Raw genomic sequence first — 26,471 nt, 5'->3', positions numbered from 1 at the left:
GTCACGCATAACGCAGCCTACGACTTTAGACGAGAGTTCGACACCATGTTCTGAAGGGAACGCAGATGACAAAGCCAACCCGTATCGCCTTCATCGGCAATTCTCTTCCTCGCCAATGTGGTATCGCGACGTTCACCGGCGATCTCTCCCACGCCATGGCTGATGCGTCGCAATCCGTCCGCGCGAGCATCGTCGCCGTGACGGATGCCAAGCAATCCTACGCCTATCCGGAAGACGTGATCTTCGAGATACGAGAGGATGAAGTCGAAGATTATGTAACTGCCGCGCGGGTCTTGAACGAAGGGCGGTTCGATGTGGTGTCGCTACAGCACGAATTCGGCATCTTCGGAGGTCCCGATGGCGACTTCATTCTCATGCTTTTGAAGAACCTGCGAGTTCCGGTCGTCACCACCTGCCACACCATCCTTGCCGAGCCGAGCCCGTCTCAACTCCACGTGCTGCAGAAGATCGCGGCGCACTCCAGTCGTGTCGTTGTCATGGCAGAGAAGGGCCGTACCCTGCTCACGGAAATCTATGGCGTGGCGGCGCGCAAGATCGACGTCATCGCCCATGGCATACCCGACCGCCCGTTTCACGATCCGGAAATGGCCAAGCTGGACCGTGGCTACGCCGGGCGTCCCCTGATCCTGACCTTTGGGCTTCTTTCTCCCAACAAGGGCATCGAGGTGGTCATCGACGCCATGCCGGCGATCTTGAAGGACAACCCCGAGGCCTTGTACATCGTCCTCGGTGCCACCCATCCAACGCTGCTGCGCCAGCAAGGTGAAGCCTATCGCGACGGGCTGCGCCAGCGCACCGAGCGACTGGGCGTCGATCAGGCTGTGCAATTTCTCAATCACTTTGTCGACCTGCCCACGCTTCTCGACTTCATTGCCATGTGCGATGTTTACGTGACGCCCTATCTGGACGAGGCGCAGATGACCTCGGGTACGCTTTCCTATAGTTTCGGCATGGGGAGCGCGGTGGTTTCGACACCCTATTGGCACGCCTGCGATCTCCTTGCTGACGGACGTGGCCTGCTGGTTCCATTTGACGATGCGCCGGCAACAGGCAATGCAATTGCGTTCCTGCTCGGTGATGACGCCGCCAGAATGACCATGCGCAAGCGGGCTTATGATGCGGGCCGCTCGATGATCTGGTCGCATATCGCGTTGCTCTATCTCGACAGCATGGCCAAGGCCCGCGACGCTTATCGAACCAAGCTCATCGGCAATCTCATCACTTTGCCGATCGACCGCTCGCCGCAGCGGACCGCTTTGAAGCTCGGCCATTTGCATTCGATGTGCGACGACACGGGCATCACCCAGCATGCCGTGTTCTCCGTTCCCGACAGGTCGCATGGCTACTGTGTCGACGACAATGCGAGGGCCCTGCTTTTATCCTCGCTCCTTTCTGCCGCCGGCGAAACGGGCATCGCGGATCGCATGACGGCCTGCTTCGCCGCCTTTGTCGAACACGCATGGAACCCGGACACCAACCGCTTTCGCAACTTCATGAGCTTCGACCGCCGCTGGCTTGAGGACGAGGGCTCCGAGGACAGCCATGGACGGACGCTTTGGGCGCTCGGGGCCTGCGCCCTGTCCGATACCGATGCGCCCCGCCGTCGCTGGGCGAGCGCACTCTTCGCCAAGGCGATGCCCGTCACGCTCGCCTTTCGTTCGCCGCGCGCCTGGGCCTTCACGCTTCTCGGCCTCAATGATTATTGCGCGGCCAACCCGGAAGACCCTCAAGCCCATGCGCTGCGCATTCGGCATGCCGAACATCTGATGGACCTGGAACGTCATGTTTCCAAGGAGGGGCGCCGCTGGTTCGAGGAGGGACTGTCTTATGAGAATGCCCGCCTGAGCCAGGCCTTGATCGTGACGGGCCTGGCGACCAGCGTCCCGGCCTTTGTCGACACAGGAATTGCCACTCTGCAATGGCTGATGATCCAGCAGAGCGGGGATGAGGGCCAGTTCCGCCCTATCGGGACCGATGGCTTCTTCGAGGTCGGGCGCCCGCCCATGCCGTTCGACCAGCAGCCGGTCGAGGCGACGGCAACGATTTCAGCCTGCCTTGCGGCGTATGAAGCGACCTCGGACAAGAGCTGGATCGAGACCGCAAACAGGACCTTCGACTGGTTCACGGGCAGCAACGACCACGGCATCTCACTCATAGACCCGGAGACGGGCAGTTGCCGCGACGGCCTGCATGTGGATCGCCCCAACGAAAACAGGGGAGCGGAATCGGTACTCTGTTACCTGATCTCCTGCGTTGAGCTCGGTCGCGCCAACCAGGTGCTGCGCCCTGCACGTCCAAGGGTCGGCGCCAGGCAGTTGTCATGAGCCGTCCCACCCTGACCAAGAATGTCGAAGGATCAACCTTGCCCCAGTCCAGCCTCCTCAATCGGCAGGCGCTCTATCTGAAGCCTGATCCGACCCGCGTCATCGTTCGTCCCTTCAAGCCGTCGACCGAACCACGGGATCTCGCTCCGCGCGACAAGACCAGGGCCAACGAAATCGTCGATCGCGTGCTGTCCCTCGACGCCGTCTCCACTGCCAATCAGTTGCGCGAAATCCTCGCCAATTTTGATGGCCGGCATCGCAACCTGCTCAGACAGTTCGAACTGAGGGCGGACGCGATGGAGGATGCCCTTTTGCACCACCCGCAGTTCAGCCAGCAACAACGGCAGCTGGTTGGGGCCTATTTCCTGAATGAATATTCGTTCGAAGCCGCCGCCCTTTTCAATCCGAGCATAGTGCCGCATCCCGATCAGTCCGGAATGCAAGATGGTAGCCGTCGGCTGATCATCAGTCTGAGGGCCGTGGGAGAGGGGCACATCTCCTCCCTTACCTTCCGTTGCGGGGTGATCGATCCACACGGGGCCGTCACCATCGATGCGCCGACGCAATTGGCTGGACTGCCGGACATCCACGTCAGTGACGGCCTTGCGCCTGCTGGCTGTATCCGGCTGAGCTTTAAGAGTGATAGCGACCTCAGCGAGCGCGTAATCTTTCCCGCGACCGAGGCCCAGTCGAACGGCATCGAGGATGCCCGTTTCGTGGCCTTCGAGGACGCGGGCAGGACGACCTATTTGGCGACCTACACCGCCTATAGCGGTTCTTCGATCCGCTCAGAGCTCCTGGAAACGGAGGACTTCCTGACCTTCACGCTGACTCCGTTGCGCGGACCCGCCGCCCGCAACAAGGGGATGGCGCTTTTCCCTCGGCGCATCAACGGCCGCTACGCGATGATTGCCCGGCAGGACAGCGAAAACCTCTACCTGCTCTATTCCGACGACCTTCACCATTGGGACGAGGGTCGCCTCCTGATGAAGCCGGAGTTTGCCTGGCAGTTCGTCCAGATAGGCAATTGTGGCTCTCCCGTCGAAATCGATGAGGGGTGGCTCATGTTCACGCACGGCGTAGGCCCGATGCGCCGCTACGCGATTGGCGTGACCCTCCTCGACAAAGAAGATCCCAGCATCATCCTGTCACGCACGGTCGAGCCGTTGCTGCAGCCGGAGCCGACGGAGCGAGAGGGCTATGTGCCCAATGTCGTCTATTCCTGCGGAGCCATGAGGCACGGCGATCTGATCGCCTTGCCCTATGCGGTCTCGGACACCTATTCCAATTTCACAACAATCGAGATCCGCCGGCTTTTGGAAACCATGCACCCGCCGGGCCCGCTCTTTGCGGGCGCGGCGGGCGAACAGTCCGGCTCCAGCGGCATAGGGCCATGAGCCTCCAGCATTTGAAGACCCTCTTCCTCGGGGAAGTGCTCCCAAGCTGGAGCAAATCGGGCTTCGACGAAACCTGCGGGCAGTTCGTCGAGCATCTGGAGCTCGACGGATCACCCCAAAGGTCGGGCGAGGTGCGGACCCGCACGGTGGCGCGTCAGATTTATGTGTACGCTCACGCGGCCCATCTCGGCGTCGCCCCATCCGGATCACTCGCCATGGCAGAGAGAGCCTTCGCCAACCTCCATCGTGTCGCCTGGGTGGACGGCAAGCGCGGCGGCTATGGAAGAGCCTTCGATCGCCACAGCGAAATCCTGATCGACCCCACTCGCGATCTTTATGACAATGCCTGTGTCGTGCTCGCCCTTTCCTGGCTGCTCACCGCCACAGGAAACGCCATGTACCGATATCAGATCGACCTGACGCTTCGTGCGATCGACAGGACACTGACGGACGAATTCGGCGGCTGGGCTGAAGACAGCAACGGCACCCTGCCGCGACGGCAAAATCCCCACATGCATTATCTCGAAGCGGCACTGGCCTTGTGCGAAAACAATCCGACGCCTTTGCATTTCCGGTTGGAAGACAAGGCGTTTGCTCTCCTGCGGTCGCATTTTTTCGTGGAACCGAAGGGACCCTTGCACGAGCTCTTTGGACCTCGCTGGGAAATCGCCGAACGCTATGGATCAGACAGACTTGAACCTGGCCACATGTGCGAATGGGTCTGGTTGACTACCCGGCACGATATTCTCGCCAACAGCAACCATACCCGGATATGTCTGGATCTGTTCTCAACCGCCCTTGCGATCGGGCGCACGGAGGGCTCGTCCTTCCTGGTCGACTCTGTTTCCAGAACGCCGGCCAGCCCGTCGAGACGCCTCTGGCCCCAGGTGGAAATGCTGAAGGCCATGGTCACGCTGCATGAGCGCCTTGGGGGTAGCCAATATCGGGTCGAGGCCGACGCATTAGCCTCAGAAATCATTGTCCACTACATGACAGGCGTACCTCAAGGTTGCTGGCACGATCGCCTGGATTTGAATGACTGCTCGATCGCTCAGACTATCCCCGCAAGCTCTCTCTATCATCTCTGGACGGCAGTCGCGGATCAGGTCGAAAATGGCGAACGTGCGCGCTCGCAATCAGCAGTGATAGCTTCGTGAGCATGCTGGAGAGCTGGTGCGTCAGAATTGCAGAGAAAGGATGGAGCGGCAGCCAGTCGAGCGCCTATCGAGCGGAATGTCCCCATCCTTCAAAGAAGGCACACCACATCCCCGACCTTCAGCACGCCGGAGGCGCCAGGCGCGCAGTAGACGCCCATGTTGCGCGCGCCAAACTTCATCACATTGCGCAGAATCTCGGGGTCATTTTCCAGACCCTCCTGTGCGAGGATGGTGAAGCCGCAGCGTTTGGTCGGGGCGATCACCGTTCCATCCACGAATCCAAGGCGGATGGGCTTGTCGATCCAGCCGAGTTCGGCAAAGCCGGTGACGTCGCTCTCTGCGTCCATGAAGATGTTGGGTCGAAAGCGGCGCCGGTCGGGGTTACCTGCCGGGTGAAGGGATTTCAGGTGTTCGACGGATGCGCTGGTCAGGAGATGCAGCGGCGACACATCGTAGCGATCGACCGCAAAGGAGGTTGCTTCTCCCGCAGTGGCCGAACGCTCGTAGGGCCTTAACTCGACAGCGAATTCGAAGAACACGGTCAAGGCTGCGGTAAGGTTAGGCGCCTCGATGCCAAGCCATTCGTGACCGGGAAGCTGAACCTCGATGCCTCCCGTTTGCGCGGTGCGCGACTTCACGAACACCGCCTTCTGCCAGCGCTTGTCGCGTTCGGGGTGAGCGACGATGCCCGTCTCGGCATCGACGAGAGCGTAGCGCCTATCGCCTTCCATCCCCGCCGGGGATACGGAGACCTCGTCCAGCCGCTCACCAGTCACGGAACTCACCGGATAGCGCCAAAGCTCCTTGATTTTACCCACGCGCCGCATCTAGTGCATCACCCCGATCGCCGACGGCATTGTCCCAAAGACGGGCTTGAAGGTTCTGGTGAAACCAGAGGCGTTTTCGATCATCGGCATCCTGGAGTTGGCCAGCAAAGATTTTGCCCTTTCCATGTTAACGCGCGAATCCGCCTGAGCCGGTGACAATCCGGTCGTCTTCACAGTTTTCTGGAGGGGAGCGCGTGGCCGTATGTCGCCCGGAGATCTGGTCTCCTCGGTCTTCTTAACCCATTTGTGCAGAGTGGCTAACGTGCTGCCGATCTTGGCCACGATAGATGAAACAGCAGCCCACCGCGAAGAGTGCTTGGCTTCGTGATCCAGTACCATTCGAATGGCACGCACACGGATTTCAGGCGAAAACTTGTTTGCCGTCTTGCTCATCGTAGCTCCACTTTCTCAGAAGTTGGAGCTTCCGGCAAATCCCGTGCGGCTCATTAAGTGGATACCACGCACGTTCCGGCAGCATTTCCTCAACTTCACACAGGCTCATATTGAACCGCCCATAAAGCCAAACTGCGAGTGCGACCATCTTGTGGCCTTTCAGCATAAGGCGGCATTCCAGGTGCATTTTAACGGCGCGCGCGAGACGCCGGCTTTCGATATCGCGTTCGGTCGCCACAAAATCCTCGGCGGACTTGGCGTGCGTGACGTGTTCTGATTGCCACGGCTTGCGCATTCAGCCAGCCGATCCGAATCTGGCAGAGAAGGTGAAGCATCGCGTGGTCGAACTTCGAGACCATGACTACGACCTTGGGCTTGCGTCTGACTCCACGAGCTTTGTCTTAATCTCGAACCGGAGGGCCAGAGACTTCGGTACTCGCTCAACGTCATCGCGAGACTTCGTGGCCGTGAAGGTCACGGTCAGGATGAACTCTGATGGCATGGCCCTTCCCCTTGCACCATCGTCCCGCGAAGCAGAGTGAACAGAAGTGCCCAAAGGTGAAGTCGGACCGATCGAACCCTGAATCGAAGCAGTCCTATTGTTTATCAGTAGTGCGGAGGCGTAATAACCCACACAACCTTCGTCGGCTTGTCGCCGCTGTTGGCGCAACGATGCGTTTCCGTGCTCTTGAAGGAAAAACTGTCTCCCTCTTCGAGCTGGAAGAACACGCCCGATACCCACAGATCCAGACGCCCCGAGATCACCAGCCCCGCTTCGACGCCGTCATGGCTATAATCGCCACTGTCGGAGCCGGGCTCGATGGTGCTCATCAGGAGTTCGAGAGGGCCGCCAAGGTTCGGCGACAGAAGCTCTTCCTCAATGCCTATCCCGGTAAACACAAACCGCCGTCTGTTATGGGCACGGACGACGATATCACGCTCCATGCTCGGGACGTCGTCCGCATGAAAGAACCAGTTCATGTGAACGCCGAGAGTGCCGCTGATCTTCTTGAGGACACCGATCGGCAGCTTTGTCTGGTTGCGCTCGATCTGGCTGAGATAACCTACGGAGATCTCAGCCGCGTCGGCCACCTGCTGTAGTGTGAAGCCCTTGACCTTTCTAAGTTCCCTGATCTGTCCGCCGATCTCTGCCTCGCGGACAATGTCCTCCGTATTGAGCTTTTCGACCGCAGGTAAATTTCTACGTGGCATGGGCATTCCTCAGCAGAAAATCAGAAATATGTGCGTTCTGGGTGCAGATACAGACACTGCCTGATGTTCGAGTCAAAACCTTCCATGAAATTTCCATCGCGGTTTTTCAAGCATTTTTTATTTCGAATACGACGTTGAATATTTACTTGTGAAAAATCAATGTCATTTTTTCACGCTTGTAAAATATTTTTTGATGTGAAATGAATTGAAGCGTCCAAATTTTACGGACGATGGCACTGTCCCCATCTGCAGGGAAAAAAGCGGGCCCGATACCGGAGTGGGAAAATGAGACATCTTGAACGGGACGCCGCTTTGGGTGGTTCCCACGTCAATCACGTGTGCCCTCTGATTAAGCCGCAGCACGCTTGTCGCGTCGGATCGGCGGTGCGTGCCGCCCTGAACTGTCATCAGCGAGAATCATCATCTCCGGTGGTCACGCACTCGGCTCGTCGCCGATCTGTTCGACATTATGCCAGAGTTCGAGACGTCCCCCCAGCACGATAGTTTAGTGATGAGAGCGGCTTCGCTCCAGCAATTCCAGGAGACTGCAATGTCCGAACTTCCATCAAGGGCCCGTGTCGTCATCATCGGTGGTGGTGTCGTCGGCGTCTCAGGCCTTTATCATCTTGCTAAAGCCGGCTGGACCGACTGCGTGTTGCTCGAGAAGAACGAACTGACCTCCGGCTCGACCTGGCACGCGGCCGGCAACGTCCCGACGTTCTCGTCGTCGTGGTCGCTGATGAACATGCAGCGATATTCCACGGAGCTTTACAAGCGCTTGGGTGCCGAGGTCGACTACCCGATGAACTACCATGTGACCGGCTCTCTGCGCCTGGCCCATACCGACGAACGCATGCAGGAGTTCCAGCGGGTCAAGGGAATGGGCCGCTATCAGGGCATGGACATCGAGGTGCTGGGGGTCGACGAGATCAAGTCGCGCTATCCATTCCTCGAGATGCATGACCTGAAAGGTGCACTCTATGATCCGAACGACGGCGATATTGATCCTGCTCAGTTGACGCAGGCTCTGGCCAAGGGTGCCCGCGACATGGGGGCGAAGATCGTTCGGTTCTGCCCGGTCACCTCGGCTCGCCGCGAGAACGACGAATGGGTAGTCGTCACCGAGAAGGGCGAGATCCGCTGCGAGTTCGTCGTCAATGCCGCCGGTTATCGCGCGCAGGAGGTGGGCCGGATGTTCCGCCGCGAGGTGCCGATGGCCGTCATGAGCCACCAGTATATCCTGTTCGACGAAATTCCCGAGCTTGCCGCGTGGTCCCGCGAGAACGGCCGCAAGCTGCCACTTCTGCGCGATGTGGACAGCTCCTACTATCTGCGCCAGGAAAAGAACGGGATGAACCTCGGACCCTACGAGCGCAACTGCCGCGTCCACTGGAACACGGCGGAAGATCCAATGCCTGCAGACTTTTCCTTCCAGCTCTATCCTGATGATCTCGACCGTCTGGAATGGTATTTGAACGATGCAGTCGAGCGGGTCCCGATCCTGGGAACCGCCGGCTTGTCGAAGGTCATCAATGGCCCCATCCCTTACGCTCCCGACGGCAATCCGCTCATCGGACCGATGCCTGGCGTGCCGAATGCGTTCGAGGCCTGCGTATTCACCTTTGGGATTGCCCAGGGCGGAGGTGCCGGCAAGGTGCTGGCGGAATGGATCATCGAAGGACAGACCGAATGGGACATGTGGTCCTGCGATCCTCGTCGCTTCACGGACTATACGGATCCACAATATTGCGTCGACAAGGCGATGGAGATCTACGGCAACGAATACGCCATCCATTTCCCGAAGCACATGTGGCCCGCTGCCCGCGACCGGAAACTTTCGCCGATCCATGACCGCATTCAGGCGCTCGGCGGTCAGTTCGGCCCCTTCAACGGATGGGAGCGTGCCAACTGGTATGCCCAGCCGGGAGACGATACATCCGAGCATTCCACGGAAACGTTCAGGCGCGATGGCCCCTGGGAGAAGCGCGTCCGGGAAGAGTGCCTGGCCGTCCGTGACCATGCCGGCATCCTTGATCTTCCGGGCTTCTCCCGCTTCAGGGTCAGCGGTCGGGGCGCACGCCAGTGGCTTCTGGGGTTGACCACCGGCCTCGTCCCGAAGACAGGCCGCATAGGTCTCGCATACTTCGCCGACGAAAAAGGCCGTATCGTCACTGAAATGTCCGTGATGGCCGTAGATGAGGACGAATTCCTGCTGATCACCGCGGCGGCCGCGCAGTGGCACGACCGGGACTGGCTGACAAAGCACCTGCCTGCCAACGGCGACATCTCGATCATCGATGTCACCGACCAATATTCTTGCCAGATCCTCACGGGCCCCAGGTCCCGGGACATTCTGGCAGCCGCCGCGCCAGCGGCCGATCTTGCAAGAGGCTGGCTCACGCATCAGACAATCGAGATCAGCGGCAGGCCATGCCGCATCGTCCGCGTATCCTTCGCTGGCGAACTCGGTTGGGAACTGCACAGCCGGGTCGAGGACACGGCGTCGATCTATGACGCCGTGACGGAGGCCGGGAAGGACTTCGGACTCCGGCCATTTGGGATGTTCGCGCTGGATTCCCTGCGATTGGAAAAGGGTTATCGCACGTGGAAGGGCGACCTTTCCACCGACTACACGGTCCTTCAGGGTGGCTTGGACCGCTTCATCAAGTTCGACAAGGAAGACTTCATCGGGAAGGCCGCACTCGCCCTCGAGAAGCAGGCCGGTGTCAAGAAGCGCTTCGCCACCCTGACGGTCGAGGCCGGCGAGTTCGACGCGCCATACATGTCCACGATCTGGCATGGCGATACCATCGTCGGCGAGACGACGTCCGGCGGGTATGGTTACAGGATAAACAAGTCGATCGCTCTCGGCATGCTCCGAGCCGATTTGCACGAACCGGGCACGAAACTGGAAATCGAAATTTACGGCCAACGTCATGCCGCAACGGTCCACGCTGACGAGCCACTTTGGGATCCGCAGAACGAAAGAATTCGCACATGAGCAACATTCCATCCCACGCACGCGTCGTCATCATCGGAGGCGGCATTTCGGGCTGCTCGGTCGCTTATCACCTGGCCAAGTTGGGCTGGAAGGACATCGTGCTTCTCGAGCGCAAGCAGCTTACATCCGGCACCACCTGGCATGCCGCCGGCCTTATTGGCCAGCTCCGCGCCTCGCAGAACATGACCCGGCTGGCCAAGTACTCGGCTGATCTCTACGTCAAGCTCGAGGCCGAGACGGGCATCGCCACCGGCATGCGCCAGAACGGTTCCATAACCGTGGCGCTGACCGAAGAACGCAAAGAGGAGATTTACCGCCAGGCGACGCTCGCACGGGCATTCGATGTCGATGTCACCGAAATCTCGCCCCAGGAAGTCAAGAACCTCTACCCCCATCTCAACATTTCGGATGTCGTCGGTGCCGTCCACCTGCCGCTCGACGGTCAGTGCGATCCTGCGAACATCGCCATGGCGCTGGCCAAGGGCGCACGGCAGCTCGGTGCCCAGATTGTCGAGAACGTCAAGGTGACGGCCGTCCATAGCAAGGACGGGCGTGTGACGGGCGTGTCCTGGTCGAAAGGCACGGAGGATGGAACGATCGCCGCCGACATGGTCGTCAACTGCGGCGGCATGTGGGGACGCGACCTCGCGGCCAGATCCGGCGTGACCCTGCCTCTGCATGCCTGCGAGCACTTCTACATCGTTACCGAGGCGATCGAGAACCTCTCGCGCCTGCCTGTCCTTCGGGTACCAGACGAATGCGCATACTATAAGGAAGATGCCGGCAAGATGCTGCTCGGCGCATTCGAGCCGGTCGCGAAGCCGTGGGGCATGGATGGCATCCGGGAGGACTTCTGCTTCGACCAGCTTCCGGAAGACTTCGATCACTTTGAGCCGATCCTTGCCCAGGCGGTAAACCGCATGCCGATGCTTGAGACCGCCGGGATCCACACGTTCTTCAACGGGCCGGAGAGCTTCACGCCGGATGACCGCTATTATCTCGGCGAGGCGCCGGAGTTGAAAGGGTACTGGATTGCCGCCGGCTACAACTCCATCGGCATCTCCTCCTCCGGCGGCGCAGGTTTCGCGCTTGCCCAGTGGATGAACGATGGCGAGCCGCCGTTCGACCTTTGGGAAGTGGACATCCGGCGTGCCCAACCATTCCAGAAGAACCGCAGCTATCTGAAGGAACGAGTGACGGAGACCCTCGGCCTTCTTTATGACGACCACTTCCCATACCGCCAGATGGCCACATCGCGCGGTATCCGTCGTTCGCCGCTGCACGAGCATCTCAAGGCAAGGGGTGCTGTGTTCGGAGAGGTCGCGGGTTGGGAGCGCGCCAACTGGTTTGCCAGGGAAGGGCAGGAACGCGAATACAGATATAGCTGGAAGCGTCAGAACTGGTTCGAGAACCAGAGGGAAGAGCACCTTGCCATTCGAAACGGTGTCGGGCTCTTCGATATGACCTCGTTTGGCAAGATCCGGATCGAGGGCCGCGATGCGCTCGGCTTCCTCCAACGGATTTGCGCGAACCAGATGGATGTCGCGCCGGGCCGTATCGTCTATACCCAGATGCTCAACAGCCATGGTGGCATCGAGAGCGATCTGACCATCACCCGATTGTCGGAGACCGCATTCTTCGCCGTCGTTCCCGGCGCGACCCTTCAGAGGGATCTCGCGTGGATGCGCAAGCATCTTGGCTCGGAGGAGTTCGCGGTCATCACCGACGTCACTGCCGCGGAGTCGGTGCTGGTCCTGATGGGGCCGAAGTCGCGCGAGCTGATCCAGCGCGTCAGCCCGAACGATTTCTCGAACGAGGCATTTCCGTTCGGGTCGGCACAGGAGATCGAGATCGGAATGGGTCTCGCCCGGGCGCATCGCGTGAGCTACGTCGGCGAACTGGGCTGGGAACTCTATGTCTCGAGCGACCAGACGGCCCACGTGTTCGAAGCGCTCGAGGAGGCAGGCAAGGAATTCGGGATGAAGCTCTGCGGTCTCCATGCGCTCGACTCGTGCCGCATCGAGAAGGGCTTCCGTCACTTCGGTCACGACATCACCGACGAGGATCATGTCCTGGAGGCCGGCCTTGGGTTTGCCGTCAAGCCTTCCAAAGGCGATTTCATCGGCCGCGATGCCGTTGTCAGGAAGAAGGAAGAGGGTCTCAAACGTCGTCTGCTTCAGTTCAAGCTTCGCGATCCCGAACCGCTGTTGTTCCACAACGAAGCTCTGGTGCGCGACGGACAGATTGTCTCGATCATCACCTCCGGCAACTACGGCCACTTCCTAGGGGGTGCCATCGGCATGGGCTACGTGCCTTGCGAGGGAGAAACCGAGGAGCAAGTTCTCGCATCGGTCTACGAGATCGAGATCGCCGGCAAGCGCTACGTCGCCGATGCCTCCATACGTCCGATGTACGATCCGAAGTCGGATCGTACCAAACTCTAACCCGCTCGATAAGGAACAGCACCCTGTCTATCGCTGACACGCAGAAGCTGACAAGCCGATGGATGCGTTCACGACAAATCGCCAGTTCCAGAAGGCGGCACGTATCCTGGTATCCGTAAATTCTGGACGCGTTGAGAATAAAAAACCCGCCTTTAGGGCGGGCTTTTTTATTGGTTGCGGGGGCCTGATTACACCGAGACTTGAAAATTCAGCCCGTTTTGCTGAAACAACAGTAGTCTGGCGACAGGTAGACACAAACTGAATAAATTGGATCAATGCCATGGCCTCCACCAACGTCAGCAAAGCGCCCCAAGTCGGCCGTACGCGCGGTCGCTTGCCGTTTCGGAAAGCGGTCATTTTTCGCAGTGAAGGCTCGTCGCCTTTGCGCCAATAGGAGACATTGTGCCTGCGGGCCAAGGGTCTAGGGATCAAGCCTCGCACGCGCTATGTTCGCGCGAACCTACGCGCGCAACCTACCGGCTCCTGTAGTCCCGGGGAGCCACTCCGAAATGGCCTCTGAAAGTTCTGCTGAAATGCGATAGATCGTTGAATCCCCAACGAAAGGCTATCTCACCGATCGAACCGACAGCCTCGGCGCGGAGATCCTCGGCACATCGCTCCAAACGACGCCTGAGCAGCAGGCGGCTGAAAGTCTCACCGCTTTCCTCAAGGAGAAGGTGCACGTACCGGACGGATATTTTGAAGTGTTGAGCTGCCTTGGCGGGCGTCAGTTCAGGGTCCGCGGCGTTTGCACCGATGAACCGGACAAGAGATCGCGAAAGTTGCGCTCTCAGCGCCCCGCGAGCACGGTCTTCTGCGCCTACGGAAACTCCAGCAGCCATGGCGACCAGTTCGACAATGTGGTTCGCTATTGGGGTCGCAGCGGTTTCGATTTGTTCCACGTTCCGCGCTATGGACTTCAAATAATCCCCGGCGACGGACGCGATCGGATTCGCGTTCGTAATCCTTATGGCCGTCTGCTTGTCGGGTTGCCTCAACAGAGGTTTGAGCAGAGCTCTCGGGATACGGAAGGAGTACTGCGTCCAATCATCACTGCAGTAGTCATTGAGATAAGGTTGGGTTGAATCCACCAGCGAAAAATCGCCTGGTTCCAGCAGCGCTTCTCTGCCGCCCTGCAACATCCGACACTGCCCCTTCACCTGGAAATTGAGAAAGTAGACTTCTCGCGGCATGCGGCTGATTTCCAGACGTCGGCGATGGATTTTCTGCCTGCTCGAAGAGATTGTGGTCACGTTGATCGAATCGAGAAGGTGTGCCCGAACCTCTCCACGGAAGGGTCGTTCACCCTCAAGAGTGGGGTTCAGTGCAATATAGGCTTCGCAGAGAACTTCCTTCCAATAGGGGAAGCGGTCCCGCTCGGGCAATTCGCTTGCATTCCAGGATGCCATACTGTCGCCTCCGAAGTTCCCGTTTCGGAAAGAGATAGGCAATTTTCATGCCAATCGACTGGCGAAGCGTCCTCTGTCGCATTCCACTGGCCGCTCGGGGATGCGGACTTCGATGTCCTGGCACGGGGATTGCATTATCCTGAGCAAGAACTCTGGAGACCTTCATGGCCATAGACTTCACGCTGTCCGCCAACCAGAAGCGCCTGCAATCCATTGCGCGGGAGTTTGCGAACGATATCCTAGCACCGCGGATCAGGAAGGCCGACGAAGAACCGGACCCGCAACGGGCCTTTCAGGAGGTCAAGGGTGCCTACATAGAATCATACAAACTTGGCTTTGCAACCGGCTTTATTCCCAAGCAGTACGGAGGAGGCGGAATCAGCAACCTCGACCTTCAGGTGGTCGCTGAAGAAATCTGCGCCGTAGACCCAGGTTTTGCCACGATCCTGCTCGTCAACGGTCTTGCCCTGATGCCGCTTGTGTGGTTCGGCTCCGAGGAGCAGAAGCAGAAATGGCTTGTGCCTGCGACGAGTGATCCTCGCGGCGAGTATCTTGCCGCATGGACTGTCAGCGAAGCTGCGGGATCGCCTGGAGGCACAGCAAATTTTGACAACCCAGCCCCCTGGCCCGCAGGAATATCCCTGACAGCCAAGCATGACCGGGCGAACGGCGAGTATGTTCTCAATGGGCATAAATACTGGCCATGTAACGCGGGCGGTTGGGACCTCGCCGGAGCGAATGTGAACGTCTGCGTCGTCCGAACGGCATCGGAGCTTGGCGGAAATGAAGGGCTGTCGGCAATCATCATTCCCAGGGGCACGGCCGGAGTTGAGTATGAGGAACCTATCTCGAAGCTGGGCCACCGCATCTGCCAGAACAACTCGATCGTGTTCAGAGACTGCCGGGTCCCGGAAGAAAACGCCTTCGCGATCGGACAGGGCGACCTGGCAATTTCGCGGGCGTTCACATGGTCTGGCCCCGTTGCGGCGATCGCAGCCGTCGGAGTTGCCCGCTCTGCCTACGAATATGTACTCGAATGGTCCAAAAATTACACGGGAGGAGGGCCGACGCCCATCATAAACCACCAGGCCGTGGGCTATTCGCTCGCAGACATCGCCATGAAGATCGAAGCGTGCCGCGCTTTCGCCTGGAAGGCTGCGCATTATCTGGACAACAATGAAAGCCATGGGCATGCCATCTGCGCTATGGCGAAGGTGTTCTGCGGAGAGACGCTGTTCGACGCGGTTTTCCGTGCAATGAAAGTGATGGGCGTCAATGCGCTGGATCGCCGACATCCGGTCGAGCGCTATCTCCGCGAAGCGGCAGTCTTCCCTTTGTACGACGCGGGAAACATGGGGATGCAAATGCGGAAAATCTGGACCGTGATGCGCCATGATGACTTCGCTCCACGAGCCTTCATGGACCTTGCCGCCACTCCCTTCGATAAGACGCTGATCTAACGAGAGTTGGCTAGGCGTAAGGAATGAAGCGGAACCGACAGACTTGTCCGTCGTCCCGCTGCATGCACTCTTCCTGCTCCACATCCGCCCCCATCAGTCCACTGATAAAGCCGATGTCAAATCGACAGACTTCTGGATGATCCTTCGCCAGATCATGATAGACGCAGTTCTTGCATGCAATGCGAGCAAGGCTTCCGGCATCACCCTCGATTGCCTGCGCGACAAACCCTGTCTCGTTCATGATACGAACGATCTCTAAAATGCGCTCGCTCCTGGTTTTTCCAGTGATGCGCGGCAGGGCCGCAGCGGACATGTCGACGCCGAGATTGAACATGAATTCCCCGAGATCGGCCTCGCCGATGCGCGACCTGAGGGTTTGCAGAAGCACCCGGGAAAACCATGAATACTGCTTGGGAAATACGTCGATCCCGTCGTCAGTAAGGACGAAGGTCTGCTCCGGACGCCCGGCCGTCTTGCGCGCGGTTCCGCGCGCCACGTAACCGTCCCGCTCAAGCCCGGAAAGATGCTGTTTGACCGCCGTCCGACTGATATCGAGCCGCTGTGCCAAATCGTCGATCGAAAGACCGTTTTTGACATCAAGAAGCTGTGCGAGCAGTCGTCGCTGGGTCCCTCCTCCGCTGAGCATCATTCAATCCCCTTCGACACACCGGCTTTTTTATAAAGGCGCACCAGCCATTTAACAACATCTGCCCCGAGAGGCATTTCGATCAGAATTTAAGCACAACTGCCTACTTTTTCAACATAAAAATGTTTTGACATTTTTTTATGCCAAAAGTACCGTAAGCCCGCATCCACGTCCGGCATGACGAAGGGCGCATCAGAGGCCGACCATACCGGGCGGCCGTTCATAAGGGGAACTTCAATGGCAATTGACTTCACAATGTCACCTGAACAGCGAAGAATTCAGGCGACGGCACGCGAGTTTGCGGAAAACATTCTTGCGCCGGTCGTTCCGGAAGCTGATCGCGAACCCGATCCGCTGGTGGCGCATGCCATGACCAAGGGAGCTTATATCGAGGCTTACAAGGCTGGCATCGCCATGGCGATGCTGCCGAAGGAATACGGCGGCGGCGGAATGTCGTGCCTGGACTTTACCATTGCCGCCGAGGAAATCTGCGCAATCGATCCCGGTTTCGCATGCACTGTCCTTTGCAACGGTCTCGGCCTGATGCCGGTATCCTGGTACGGCACGGAGGAGCAAAAAAAACGCTTCATCGGAGCGGCAACTTCGGATCCGACGGGTGAATTCCTCGGCGGCTGGACTGCGGGCGAGCCGCCGGGCGGCACGGGCGGCACCGCCAACTTCGACAATCCGTTCCCGAGGCCTGCGGGTATCGGACTGACGGCGGTCCGCGATGGCGATCACTTCGTCCTGAATGGTCAAAAGAAGTGGTCGTCGGCAGGCGGGTGGGATGCCAAGGGCGTCAATGCCCAGACCGTGATCGTCCGCACCGACCCGGATGCTGGCGGCACCAAGGGTCTTTCCGCAATCGTCGTGGAGCGCGGCACGCCCGGCATAAGCTATCAGTTTGTCAACAAGGAGGGTCACCGTACCGCATCCAATGCGTTGATCACCTTCAATAACGCGCGCGTACCCGTCGAGAACCTCCTGCCGGGTGCGGAAGGCAATGGCGACTTCGTCATCAACCGGAACTTCGCCTGGTCCGGCCCGGTCGCAGGCATCGCCGCCGTCGGGATGGCCCGCTCCGCCTACGAACTTGCTCTGAAGTTTTGCAAGAGCAATACAGCAGGTTCGCTGACGCCGATCATCCGCTTCCAGAATGTGGGTTACATTCTGGGAGACTGCGCAGCGAAAATCGAGTCGGCCCGTTACTTCTGCTGGCGCACGTCGGACTATCTCGACAAGCACGAGCAGCATGCCGAACTTGTTGGCGCCATGTGCAAGATCAATACGACCGAGGCCATGTTCGACGTTATCTACAAATGCATGCAGGTCGTCGGCGTCAACAGCCTAAGCACTGAATACGCCTTCGGGCGCTATCTCCGTGAAGCCTCGGTCTTGCCGATCTATGATGGGGGCAACATGGGAATGCAGCGGCGTCGCGTCCATGGCGTTATCGCTGACGAAGGGTTCAATCCCCGTGCGATCATGGAGGACGAGACCGTCGTGTTCGAGAAATCGATGGAAAGCATCGGCACCGTCGCCGACTGGGACAAGAGATACTCCAATGCAGCTGCGGTTGCCGCGGAATAACGTCCCGGAACGAACGCGAAGACCCGGACAGCCCGCCTGCCCGGGTCGTTCGGATTGCCCCGTTCGGCGTTGCCGGTGCCGAACGCCCATGGACCAACCGAGGACAGGAGACCATACGGATGCCCCCTCCACAGGAGACACGTGTCGTTCGATACTCTGAAGCCGCAATGCCATCCCGATACGGCCTCTTCAGAGCGGTTGCCTATCGTGACGTTCTCTCAGGCATTGAACATCTCGCAATGGTCTGCGGACAGCCCGAGCGGCAGGAGACACCAATCGTCCGCGTGCACTCCGAATGCCTGACAGGAGAGGCCTTGGGATCCCTTCGATGCGACTGTGGCGAACAACTGGACGGTGCTCTGAGGATCATCGGAGAAGCCGGATCTGGATGTATGGTCTATCTGCGTGGCCACGAAGGAAGAGGTATCGGGCTGGCAAACAAAATCGCCGCATATGCCCTGCAGGACTCAGGCCTCGATACATTGGATGCCAACGAGCAACTCGGCTTTGCGGGCGATGCTCGCGAATTTGAAGCGGCTGCGGCCATCCTTCGTGATCTCGGACTGACGAAAGTTGAGCTTCTGACGAACAATCCCGCTAAGGTTTCGAAGCTTGTGGCGGCCGGAATCGTGGTTTCTCGCCGGCGAGGACTGATTGGCGCGATCAACGCGTCGAACTCGGCCTATCTCGCCGCCAAGAGAGACCGTTTCGGCCATTTTCTTGAGGCTCTGGGCTGAACGCCTCCGAAATGACGTTTGCAAATTCCTGTTCGCCTTGAGGACCACGCATGCGCGCGGCCCACACCTACAGCGACACACGTTCCCACGTCGTTTCGAATGCCGGTGGCTCCGATCTTGGCCTCGAAATTTCCGCTGACGGTAACCTCGGGAAGGCCAATCCACACCAAGCGGGTATCGTCTCCTCCAAGACGGCACCTGGAAATACCCTTCTGCCGGTCATTCCCGAGAAACCACCTGCCAGAAGCCGATTTTTTGCACGCTCAGAACAGACAGTGTTCTCTTTAAGGCAAGACGATTGCCGCAGTGCAGCATAACTTTTGGGTTCTAGGCCAACGATAATCAAAGGGAACAGCAAGATGCGCAAACGTATGATTTTCAACTGCTTCACCATGAACGTGCCCTCACATATCTATCACGGCACATGGCGGCATCCGAGGAACCAGCTCGCGAAATTCAATGACTTTGACACGTGGGCAAATCTTGTCAAAAAACTCGAAGAGGGAAAGTTCGACGCGATCTTTTTCGCCGACATCCTTGGTATCGATCCGGCCTATGATGGCAAGTGGGACGCCTATTTCGAACAGGGGCTCCACATGCCCTGCAACGACACCTTCACGCTTTGCGCCGCCCTCGCTGGAGTAACAAAGAACCTCGGCCTGGTGTTCACGAGCTCGATCCTATCCGAACACCCCTTCGCTTTCGCGAAGAAGGCCTCCACGCTCGACCACATCAGCCGCGGACGAATTGGCTGGAACATCGTGACAAGCGTGACCGATAATGCAGCTCGCAATTTCGGACATGACAAGATCGTTCCGCACGACCAGCGCTACGACTGGGCGGATGAATATATGGACGTCGTCTACAAGCTCTTCGAAGGATCATGGGAAGCCGGCGCGATGGTCGCCGACCGTGAGAGAGGCGTGTTCAGTGAGCACACAAAGGTGCATCATATCAATCACGTCGGCGAGCGATACAAGGTCCAGGGACCGCATCTGGTGGCTCCATCGCCCCAACGCACGCCCATGCTTTACCAAGCCGGCGCCTCCAAACGCGGCAGCCAATTTGCTGCGCAGCACGCTGAGGGCACCTTCATTCTCTATCCCAATGTGAACGGCGCTCGTATTGGCATCGCCGGTACAAAAAAGGTTGCCGAACAGGTTGGACGGGGACCCGAGGACCTGAAATTCATCCAGGGTTTGTCATTCGTGGTCGGCAGCACCATGGAAGAGGCTGCCCGGAAAGCTGCGGAAATCGACGAGTGGGTCCTTTACGAAGGGCTCGCCGCCCATGTGAGCCGCGATATGGGCGTCGATCTGTCTAATCTTGATCCCGACAAGCCAGTTGACGAGTCCGGTCTCGATGGCCTTCAGGGCTATGCGCGTATGATAGAAATGGGAAAGTCGAACGGCGAGAAGGCGACGGTGAAGGAAGTCGCCAACGCGCTCTCCTATAACTGCCGCATCGTGGGCACGCCGGAAACCATTGCAGATGAGCTCGAGCGATGGCAGGACGCGGGCGTGGATGGCATCAACATGATCTGCCAGCTTCATCCCGAGACCTATCTCGATTTCATCGACCATGTGACTCCGGTGCTTCAGGCGCGCGGTTTGGCTCAACGGGACTATGCCGAAGGCCCGCTTCGCCAGAAGCTGTTCGGACGGGGCCCGCTGCTTCCCGACAATCATCCGGGTGCCGCATACCGAAACGCGTTCTCGAATGCTGCACCGGTTGCCGCCGAATAACCATCCCTACGATCAGGATCCGGCTTGCCGGATCCTTCCTTCAATCCAGATGGGGAACTAATATGTTGATTGACATGAAAATTGGTGCCGCAAACGCGGACCGTTTCAAGGACGCGATGGCGATGATGGCAGCAGCCGTCAAAGTTGTCACAACCGACGGCAAGGCCGGGCGTGGTGGTCTCACGGTGACCGCGGCCTGTTCCGTATGCCAAGAACCGCCCCGACTTCTCGTTTGTGTGAATACGACGGCCTCCGCGCACCCGATCGTTCTGGAAAACGGCCGACTTAGTTTGAACATTCTGTCCGAGGGTCAGGAGGCCGTGGCCGCCGCCTTCGGTGGCCAGGTCTCGCCGGAGAAGCGGTTCGAGATAGGTCAGTGGACTGTCGACGAACTGGGCCAGCCGGTCCTGGAAGGGGCGTGCGCACGCTTCAGCTGCTCCGTTCATGAAACAATGCGATCAGGAACTCACACAATTTTCGTTTGCGACGTCCACATCGCCAGCGGTGAAAGAGGGAGTGTGCCACTGATTTATTTCAACCGAAGCATCATGACGCTGCCTCAGGTTGCATAGCCAGGAGAACGAAAATGGAGACCATAAATACCAGTACATATCGCATAGCGTTCATCAAAGCTTCGTGGCATGCCGAAACAGTTGAGCAGGCTCTCCTGGGATTCAAATCTAAAATGACCAGTCACACTATCGACGTTGTGGACGTACCAGGCGCATTTGAGTTGCCGCTGGCCGCGAGAAAGATGGCGAAGACAGGCCGATACGACGCGATTGTATGTGCAGCCCTTGTGGTTGATGGAGGAATCTATCGACACGAATTCGTTGCGGCTACGGTCGTCGAAGGCCTGATGACGGTTGGTCTTGATATGGATGTCCCTGTCCTCTCTGTCTCGTTGACACCTCACCATTTCCATGACGCGGGTCCTCACCGGGAGTTCTTCCTCGATCACTTTGTGAAAAAGGGGGAGGAGGCGGCCTCTGCTGTCCTAGGCGTTCTTAAAGCCCATGCCAGGATCGAAGCTCTTGCAGCCGACACTGGCACGACCGAATGTGGCCCGAACGGCTCTGATCCCGAAAACTGGATCGCTTCTGAGTGGAGTCTTCCGCGTTAGTGCTCTGGGACCAAACCTTGGACCGCCGGAAGCTGGAGTTTTCCGGCTCTGATCACGATGGCTGGCTGGTTGCGCCACCAAGATTATGCAGGGCGATCGGGACGTTATAACCGATCTCCGAGTGAGGACGTTCCTCGTTGTAGCATCGACGCCAAGTCTCCAACTTTTCGCGGGAAACCGCAAGTGTCAGGAACCAGTGGGTGTTCAGGCATTCGAACCTGATGACCTGAGACCCGATTTCCCTCCCATTTTCGGGAGAGTCTTGGGTTTTCAATCTGGCCTCATGCGGCCTGTTTTTCCAGTGCCATTTTCATTGCGAACTCGCTGGGCGTGATATTGCCCAGCGACAAGTGGGGTCTGTTCCTGTTGTAATCCTCCTTCCAAGCGGTGATGGCGGCGCGGGCTTGAGTAAGCGACGAGAACAGGGTCTCGTTCCGGCACTCGTCACGGAGGCTGCCGTTGAAGCTTTCGACGAAGCCGTTTTGCATCGGCTTGCCGGGGGCGATGTAGTGCCATTCGACCTTTGTCTCCTGGCACCATTTGAGGATGGCCATGCAGGTCATCTCCGTACCGTTTTGTCCGAGACGATCGTCTTCGGCTTTCCCCGTCTGGCGATGAGGCAGTCCAACTAGCGGGCAAGTCGCGCGCCCGACAGGGAAGTGTCGGCGACCAGGCACAGGCATTCGCGGGTGAAGTCGTCGACCACCGCCAGCACCCGAAAGCGGCGACCGTCGGTGAAGGCATCGCTGACTGACCTGCCACTGAGAATTTCCTCCAGATTGGATTAGAGTCCGGCCCATCAAAGGACGGACGAATGAAGAAGCAGCGATTTACGGAAGAGCAGATTATTGCGGTGCTGAAGGAGCAGGAGGCTGGCGCGAAAGCGGCCGACCTTTGCCGCAAGCACGGGATTTCAGAAGCAACGTTTTATAATTGGAAAGCCAAATACGGCGGCATGGAAGTCTCCGAGGCGAAGCGGCTGAAGGCACTTGAAGACGAGAACGCGAGACTGAAGAAGCTGCTGGCCGAACAGATGTTGGATGCAGCCGCAGTTCGCGAGCTTCTTGCAAAAAAATGGTAGGGCCCGCCGCCAAACGCGACGCCGTCACGCATCTGAAGACCGTCATGGGTCTTTCGGAACGGCGGGCCTGCCAGATTATATCTGCGGATCGGAAGATGGTGCGATATCGGTCCTGCCGACCGCCGGAGGTAGAATTGCGGGCGAAGCTGCGCGACCTCGCCAATGAGCGAAGGCGTTTCGGATACCGGCGACTGTTCGTCCTGCTTCGGCGGGACGGAGAGCCGTCCGGCGTCAATCGCATCTACCGGCTCTATCGCGAGGAAGGTCTTTCCGTTCGCAAGCGAAAAGCCCGGCGGCGTGCGGGCGGCACGCGTGCGCCGATCCTGGTTGAAGCGAAGGCCAATGCCCGCTGGTCGCTGGACTTCGTGCATGACCAGTTTGCCTGCGGCAGACGCTTCCGCGTGCTCAACATTGTCGATGATGTGACGCGCGAATGCCTGGCGGCCATCCCGGACACATCCATCTCCGGTCGACGTGTCGCCCGAGAACTGACGACGCTGATCGAACGACGCGGCAAGCCAGGAATGATTGTCTCCGACAACGGCACCGAACTAACCTCGAATGCCATCCTTGCCTGGTCGAAGGATCACAAGGTCGAGTGGCACTACATCGCGCCGGGAAAGCCGATGCAGAACGGCTATGTCGAGAGTTTTAACGGTCGGATGCGCGACGAGTTGCTCAACGAGAGCCTGTTCTTCGGCCTCGATCATGCCCGAAGCGCCATTGCCGAATGGGCGGACGATTACAATACTTTTCGGCCGCACTCATCGCTCGGATACCAAACCCCGGCAGACTTTGCCGGGACCATCGCCGCAACCGGCTCCAACGCTGCGCAAGATGAAAGCTTCGCGTTTCCGCCGGTTGCTCACACCGCGCCTGTTGGCGTATTCAAAACCGCCGCGGCTCTAGTCGCCGCTGGGTGAAAGTTCAGTGGCAGGTCATAGGATCGATTTGGCGGTTAAGCCGCTGTTATATCGGTGTGATGAGCGACTTATGTTTTTATTGGTTGCGGGGGCAGGATTTGAACCTGCGGCCTTCAGGTTATGAGCCTGACGAGCTACCGGGCTGCTCCACCCCGCGTTATATGTTTCCGGGTTTTGTCCCGGGAGCGATTTCAGGCTTAGCCTGATGAGTGTCTGCCTCAAAAGCAAAAGGCCGCTTTGGATGCGGCCTCGTCTTGGGCATGAGGCCCTTGGGTTTGTGAATGAGAAGATTTGTTTTGCCTTTTGCAGACCTGGCAGCGACCTACTCTCCCGCGTCTTGAGACGAAGTACCATTGGCGCTGGGGCGTTTCACGGCCGTGTTCGGAATGGGAACGGGTGCGGCCGCCCCGCCATAACCACCAGGTCGGCAAAGGGCAAAACATGAGAAGCTGGATTTTTGATCGCGTTTGGGCCTGTCCGTCTGGCACTTGACGAAGCGAAGCTTCGCAAGGCCGAACGGCCGTCGCGCCTTTTGGCGCGGCCCGTCCGGAGCGTAGCGGCGAAAGCCGCGACAGCGTCAGGACAAGATGATCATCTTTTTTTCGATGATCATTGATCAATGAGAACGATCAAGCCGATCGAGCTATTAGTACCGGTAAGCTTCATGCATTGCTGCACGTCCACACCCGGCCTATCAACGTGGTCGTCTTCCACGGCTCTGATAGGGAACACTCGTTTTCAGGTGGGTTTCCCGCTTAGATGCCTTCAGCGGTTATCCCTTCCATATATAGCTACCCTGCTATGCCGCTGGCGCGACAACAGGTCCACCAGAGATATGTCCATCCCGGTCCTCTCGTACTAGGGACAGATCCTGTCAATATTCCTACACCCACGGCAGATAGGGACCGAACTGTCTCACGACGTTCTGAACCCAGCTCACGTACCGCTTTAATTGGCGAACAGCCAAACCCTTGGGACCTGCTCCAGCCCCAGGATGCGATGAGCCGACATCGAGGTGCCAAACAACCCCGTCGATATGGACTCTTGGGGGTCATCAGCCTGTTATCCCCGGCGTACCTTTTATCCGTTGAGCGATGGCCCTTCCACGCGGGACCACCGGATCACTATGACCGACTTTCGTCTCTGCTCGACTTGTCAGTCTCGCAGTCAGGCGGGCTTATGCCATTGCACTCGACGACCGATTTCCGACCGGTCTGAGCCCACCATCGCGCGCCTCCGTTACTCTTTAGGAGGCGACCGCCCCAGTCAAACTACCCACCATACACTGTCCCGGATCCGGATGACGGACCGCGGTTAGACATCCACGAAGATAAGGGTGGTATTTCAAGGATGGCTCCACAAGAACTGGCGTCCCTGCTTCAAAGCCTACCACCTATCCTACACATGCCTTGGCGAATGCCAGTGTAAAGCTATAGTAAAGGTGCACGGGGTCTTTCCGTCTGACCGCAGGAACCCCGCATCTTCACGGGGAATTCAATTTCACTGAGTCTGCGTTGGAGACAGCGGGGAAGTCGTTACGCCATTCGTGCAGGTCGGAACTTACCCGACAAGGAATTTCGCTACCTTAGGACCGTTATAGTTACGGCCGCCGTTTACTGGGGCTTCGATTCAGAGCTTGCACCCCTCCTCTTAACCTTCCAGCACCGGGCAGGCGTCAGACCCTATACGTCGTCTTGCGACTTCGCAGAGCCCTGTGTTTTTGATAAACAGTCGCTACCCCCTGGTCTGTGCCACCCTCATCTACTTGCGTAAATAAGGGTCACGCTTCTTCCGAAGTTACGCGTGCAATTTGCCGAGTTCCTTCAACGCAGTTCTCTCAAGCGCCTTGGTATACTCTACCTGACCACCTGTGTCGGTTTCGGGTACGGTCTATACGGTGGAGCTATTTCCTGGAACCGCTAAGCAGCACTGACAATCCAATAAGTCAGTACAACAGTCGCAATCCGTCACTACCACCAGGCCCACGAATATTAACGTGGTTCCCATCGACTACGCGTTTCCGCCTCGTCTTAGGGGCCGGCTAACCCTGCTCAGATTAACTTTAAGCAGGAACCCTTGGTCTTTCGGCGAGGGGGTCTCTCACCCCCTTTATCGTTACTCATGTCAACATTCGCACTTCCGATATCTCCAGGACCCCTCACAGGTATCCCTTCACAGACTTACGGAACGCTCCGCTACCACGTGCAGTAAACTGCACATCCTCAGCTTCGGTGCATGGCTTTAGCCCCGTTACATTTTCGGCGCAAAGACCCTTATTTAGACCAGTGAGCTGTTACGCTTTCTTTAAATGATGGCTGCTTCTAAGCCAACATCCTGGTTGTTTTGGGATCCTCACATCCTTTCCCACTTAGCCATGACTTGGGGACCTTAGCTGGAGGTCAGGGTTGTTGCCCTCTTCACGACGGACGTTAGCACCCGCCGTGTGTCTGCCGAGTAGTACTCCCCGGTATTCGCAGTTTGGTTAGGATCAGTAAGACGGTGAGTCCCCATAGCCCATCCAGTGCTCTACCCCCGGGGGTATTCGCTCGACGCTCTACCTAAATAGATTTCGCGGAGAACCAGCTATCTCCGAGTTTGATTGGCCTTTCACCCCTAGCCACAAGTCATCCCAATCTATTGCAACAGATGCGGGTTCGGTCCTCCAGTTGGTGTTACCCAACCTTCAACCTGCTCATGGCTAGATCACTCGGTTTCGGGTCTAATGCAACATACTATGGTCGCCCTATTCAGACTCGCTTTCGCTACGCCTACACCTACCGGCTTAAGCTTGCATGTTACACTAAGTCGTTGACCCATTATACAAAAGGTACGCTGTCAGGGTTGCCCCCTCCAACTGTTTGTAGGCATCCGGTTTCAGGTTCTATTTCACTCCCCTTGTCGGGGTGCTTTTCACCTTTCCCTCACGGTACTTGTTCGCTATCGGTCATGCACGAGTACTTAGGCTTGGAGAGTGGTCTCCC

At 58.2% G+C, this 26,471-nt stretch carries 16 protein-coding genes, 1 tRNA gene, 2 rRNA genes and 4 pseudogenes (1 of these 23 cut by a window edge); 12 read left to right on the top strand and 11 right to left on the bottom strand.

From position 1 onward, the window contains the following. The first annotated feature begins 65 nt into the window (after positions 1-65). Genes ACU5AZ_RS11775 through ACU5AZ_RS11765 form a run of 3 tightly spaced genes read left to right on the top strand, consistent with a single transcriptional unit; the run spans position 66 to position 4,899 of the window. On the top strand, positions 66-2,345 hold the full coding sequence (locus tag ACU5AZ_RS11775; protein ID WP_446822554.1) for a glycosyltransferase family 4 protein: 2,280 nt from the start codon (positions 66-68) through the stop codon (positions 2,343-2,345). Further along, a complete protein-coding gene (locus ACU5AZ_RS11770; RefSeq protein ID WP_446822553.1) occupies positions 2,342-3,742 on the top strand; it encodes a glycoside hydrolase family 130 protein in 1,401 nt (466 codons plus the stop codon). Before ACU5AZ_RS11775 ends, ACU5AZ_RS11770 begins: the two co-directional genes overlap by 4 nt. Beyond that, complete coding sequence (locus tag ACU5AZ_RS11765) at positions 3,739-4,899, top strand: AGE family epimerase/isomerase (protein ID WP_446822552.1); 1,161 nt, start codon at positions 3,739-3,741, stop codon at positions 4,897-4,899. Before ACU5AZ_RS11770 ends, ACU5AZ_RS11765 begins: the two co-directional genes overlap by 4 nt. Positions 4,900-4,988: 89 nt before the next feature. On the opposite strand, the gene ACU5AZ_RS11760 is transcribed toward ACU5AZ_RS11765, so the two are convergent. From ACU5AZ_RS11760 to ACU5AZ_RS11745, 4 genes and pseudogenes are all read right to left on the bottom strand, one after another. Then, on the bottom strand, positions 4,989-5,726 hold the full coding sequence (locus ACU5AZ_RS11760) for an MOSC domain-containing protein (protein ID WP_446822551.1): 738 nt from the start codon (positions 5,724-5,726) through the stop codon (positions 4,989-4,991). A 225-nt stretch (positions 5,727-5,951) separates the two neighbouring features. Beyond that, positions 5,952-6,119: pseudogene (locus ACU5AZ_RS11755) on the bottom strand (IS3 family transposase); the annotation flags it as partial. Further along, complete coding sequence (locus ACU5AZ_RS11750) at positions 6,088-6,414, bottom strand: hypothetical protein (RefSeq protein ID WP_446822550.1); 327 nt, start codon at positions 6,412-6,414, stop codon at positions 6,088-6,090. The gene ACU5AZ_RS11750 and the pseudogene ACU5AZ_RS11755, both read right to left, overlap by 32 nt. A gap of 311 nt (positions 6,415-6,725) precedes the next feature. Then, positions 6,726-7,331 carry a helix-turn-helix domain-containing protein gene (locus tag ACU5AZ_RS11745; protein WP_446822549.1) on the bottom strand — a complete coding sequence of 202 codons (606 nt, stop codon included), beginning with the start codon at positions 7,329-7,331 and terminating at the stop codon, positions 6,726-6,728. A gap of 550 nt (positions 7,332-7,881) precedes the next feature. On the opposite strand from ACU5AZ_RS11745, the gene ACU5AZ_RS11740 reads away from it, so the two are divergent. Beyond that, complete coding sequence (locus ACU5AZ_RS11740) at positions 7,882-10,332, top strand: GcvT family protein (protein WP_446822548.1); 2,451 nt, start codon at positions 7,882-7,884, stop codon at positions 10,330-10,332. Then, the gene (locus tag ACU5AZ_RS11735; protein WP_446822547.1) at positions 10,329-12,776 is read left to right on the top strand and encodes a GcvT family protein; all 2,448 of its coding nucleotides are present in this window, start codon (positions 10,329-10,331) and stop codon (positions 12,774-12,776) included. The genes ACU5AZ_RS11740 and ACU5AZ_RS11735 overlap by 4 nt, the downstream gene beginning before the upstream one ends. A 473-nt stretch (positions 12,777-13,249) precedes the next feature. Here ACU5AZ_RS11735 and ACU5AZ_RS11730 read toward each other — a convergent pair whose 3' ends face one another. Beyond that, positions 13,250-14,185, bottom strand: coding sequence for an AraC-like ligand-binding domain-containing protein (locus tag ACU5AZ_RS11730; protein ID WP_446822546.1), 936 nt, complete (start codon positions 14,183-14,185; stop codon positions 13,250-13,252). A 164-nt stretch (positions 14,186-14,349) separates the two neighbouring features. Between ACU5AZ_RS11730 and ACU5AZ_RS11725 the strand changes: the two genes are divergently transcribed. Further along, on the top strand, positions 14,350-15,645 hold the full coding sequence (locus tag ACU5AZ_RS11725) for an acyl-CoA dehydrogenase family protein (protein ID WP_446822545.1): 1,296 nt from the start codon (positions 14,350-14,352) through the stop codon (positions 15,643-15,645). Positions 15,646-15,655: 10 nt separating this feature from the next. Here ACU5AZ_RS11725 and ACU5AZ_RS11720 read toward each other — a convergent pair whose 3' ends face one another. Further along, a complete protein-coding gene (locus tag ACU5AZ_RS11720; protein ID WP_446822544.1) occupies positions 15,656-16,294 on the bottom strand; it encodes a helix-turn-helix transcriptional regulator in 639 nt (212 codons plus the stop codon). Positions 16,295-16,468: 174 nt separating this feature from the next. Between ACU5AZ_RS11720 and ACU5AZ_RS11715 the strand changes: the two genes are divergently transcribed. The 5 genes and pseudogenes from ACU5AZ_RS11715 to ACU5AZ_RS11695 form a co-directional block, all read left to right on the top strand. Then, positions 16,469-17,881 (top strand): acyl-CoA dehydrogenase family protein, encoded by a 1,413-nt coding sequence (locus ACU5AZ_RS11715; RefSeq protein WP_446822543.1) that lies wholly within the window; start codon positions 16,469-16,471, stop codon positions 17,879-17,881. Between the two features lie 119 nt (positions 17,882-18,000). Beyond that, positions 18,001-18,618 (top strand): GTP cyclohydrolase II, encoded by a 618-nt coding sequence (gene ribA, locus ACU5AZ_RS11710; RefSeq protein ID WP_446822542.1) that lies wholly within the window; start codon positions 18,001-18,003, stop codon positions 18,616-18,618. Positions 18,619-18,977: 359 nt separating this feature from the next. After that, complete coding sequence (locus ACU5AZ_RS11705) at positions 18,978-20,363, top strand: NtaA/DmoA family FMN-dependent monooxygenase (RefSeq protein ID WP_446822541.1); 1,386 nt, start codon at positions 18,978-18,980, stop codon at positions 20,361-20,363. Positions 20,364-20,425: 62 nt separating this feature from the next. Beyond that, positions 20,426-20,935 (top strand): flavin reductase family protein, encoded by a 510-nt coding sequence (locus tag ACU5AZ_RS11700; RefSeq protein ID WP_446822540.1) that lies wholly within the window; start codon positions 20,426-20,428, stop codon positions 20,933-20,935. Between the two features lie 14 nt (positions 20,936-20,949). Then, a pseudogene (locus tag ACU5AZ_RS11695) lies at positions 20,950-21,396 on the top strand (6,7-dimethyl-8-ribityllumazine synthase); the annotation flags it as partial. 142 nt (positions 21,397-21,538) lie between these two features. On the opposite strand, the pseudogene ACU5AZ_RS11690 reads toward ACU5AZ_RS11695, so the two are convergent. Beyond that, positions 21,539-21,706 (bottom strand): annotated as a pseudogene (locus ACU5AZ_RS11690) (integrase core domain-containing protein); the annotation flags it as partial. 61 nt (positions 21,707-21,767) lie between these two features. Next, positions 21,768-22,237: pseudogene (locus tag ACU5AZ_RS11685) on the bottom strand (integrase core domain-containing protein); the annotation flags it as partial. Positions 22,238-22,300: 63 nt separating this feature from the next. Here ACU5AZ_RS11685 and ACU5AZ_RS11680 point away from each other — a divergent pair. Then, positions 22,301-23,490, top strand: a protein-coding gene (locus ACU5AZ_RS11680) for an IS3 family transposase (RefSeq protein ID WP_446822318.1) whose coding sequence is annotated in 2 segments (ribosomal slippage) — positions 22,301-22,553 and positions 22,553-23,490 — 1,191 coding nt in all. Because the reading frame shifts where the segments join, the coding sequence is not laid out codon by codon here. Between the two features lie 80 nt (positions 23,491-23,570). Here ACU5AZ_RS11680 and ACU5AZ_RS11675 read toward each other — a convergent pair. The 3 genes from ACU5AZ_RS11675 to ACU5AZ_RS11665 all read right to left on the bottom strand — a co-directional run. Next, positions 23,571-23,647 (bottom strand) — tRNA-Met (locus ACU5AZ_RS11675). A gap of 152 nt (positions 23,648-23,799) precedes the next feature. Beyond that, positions 23,800-23,914 (bottom strand): 5S ribosomal RNA (gene rrf, locus ACU5AZ_RS11670). Positions 23,915-24,115: 201 nt separating this feature from the next. Continuing rightward, positions 24,116-26,471: ribosomal RNA gene (locus ACU5AZ_RS11665) — 23S ribosomal RNA — on the bottom strand (it continues 445 nt past the right edge of the window).

Source organism: Rhizobium sp. PAMB 3182, assembly GCF_052908355.1.
This window is presented reverse-complemented; position numbering and strand designations above follow the sequence as displayed.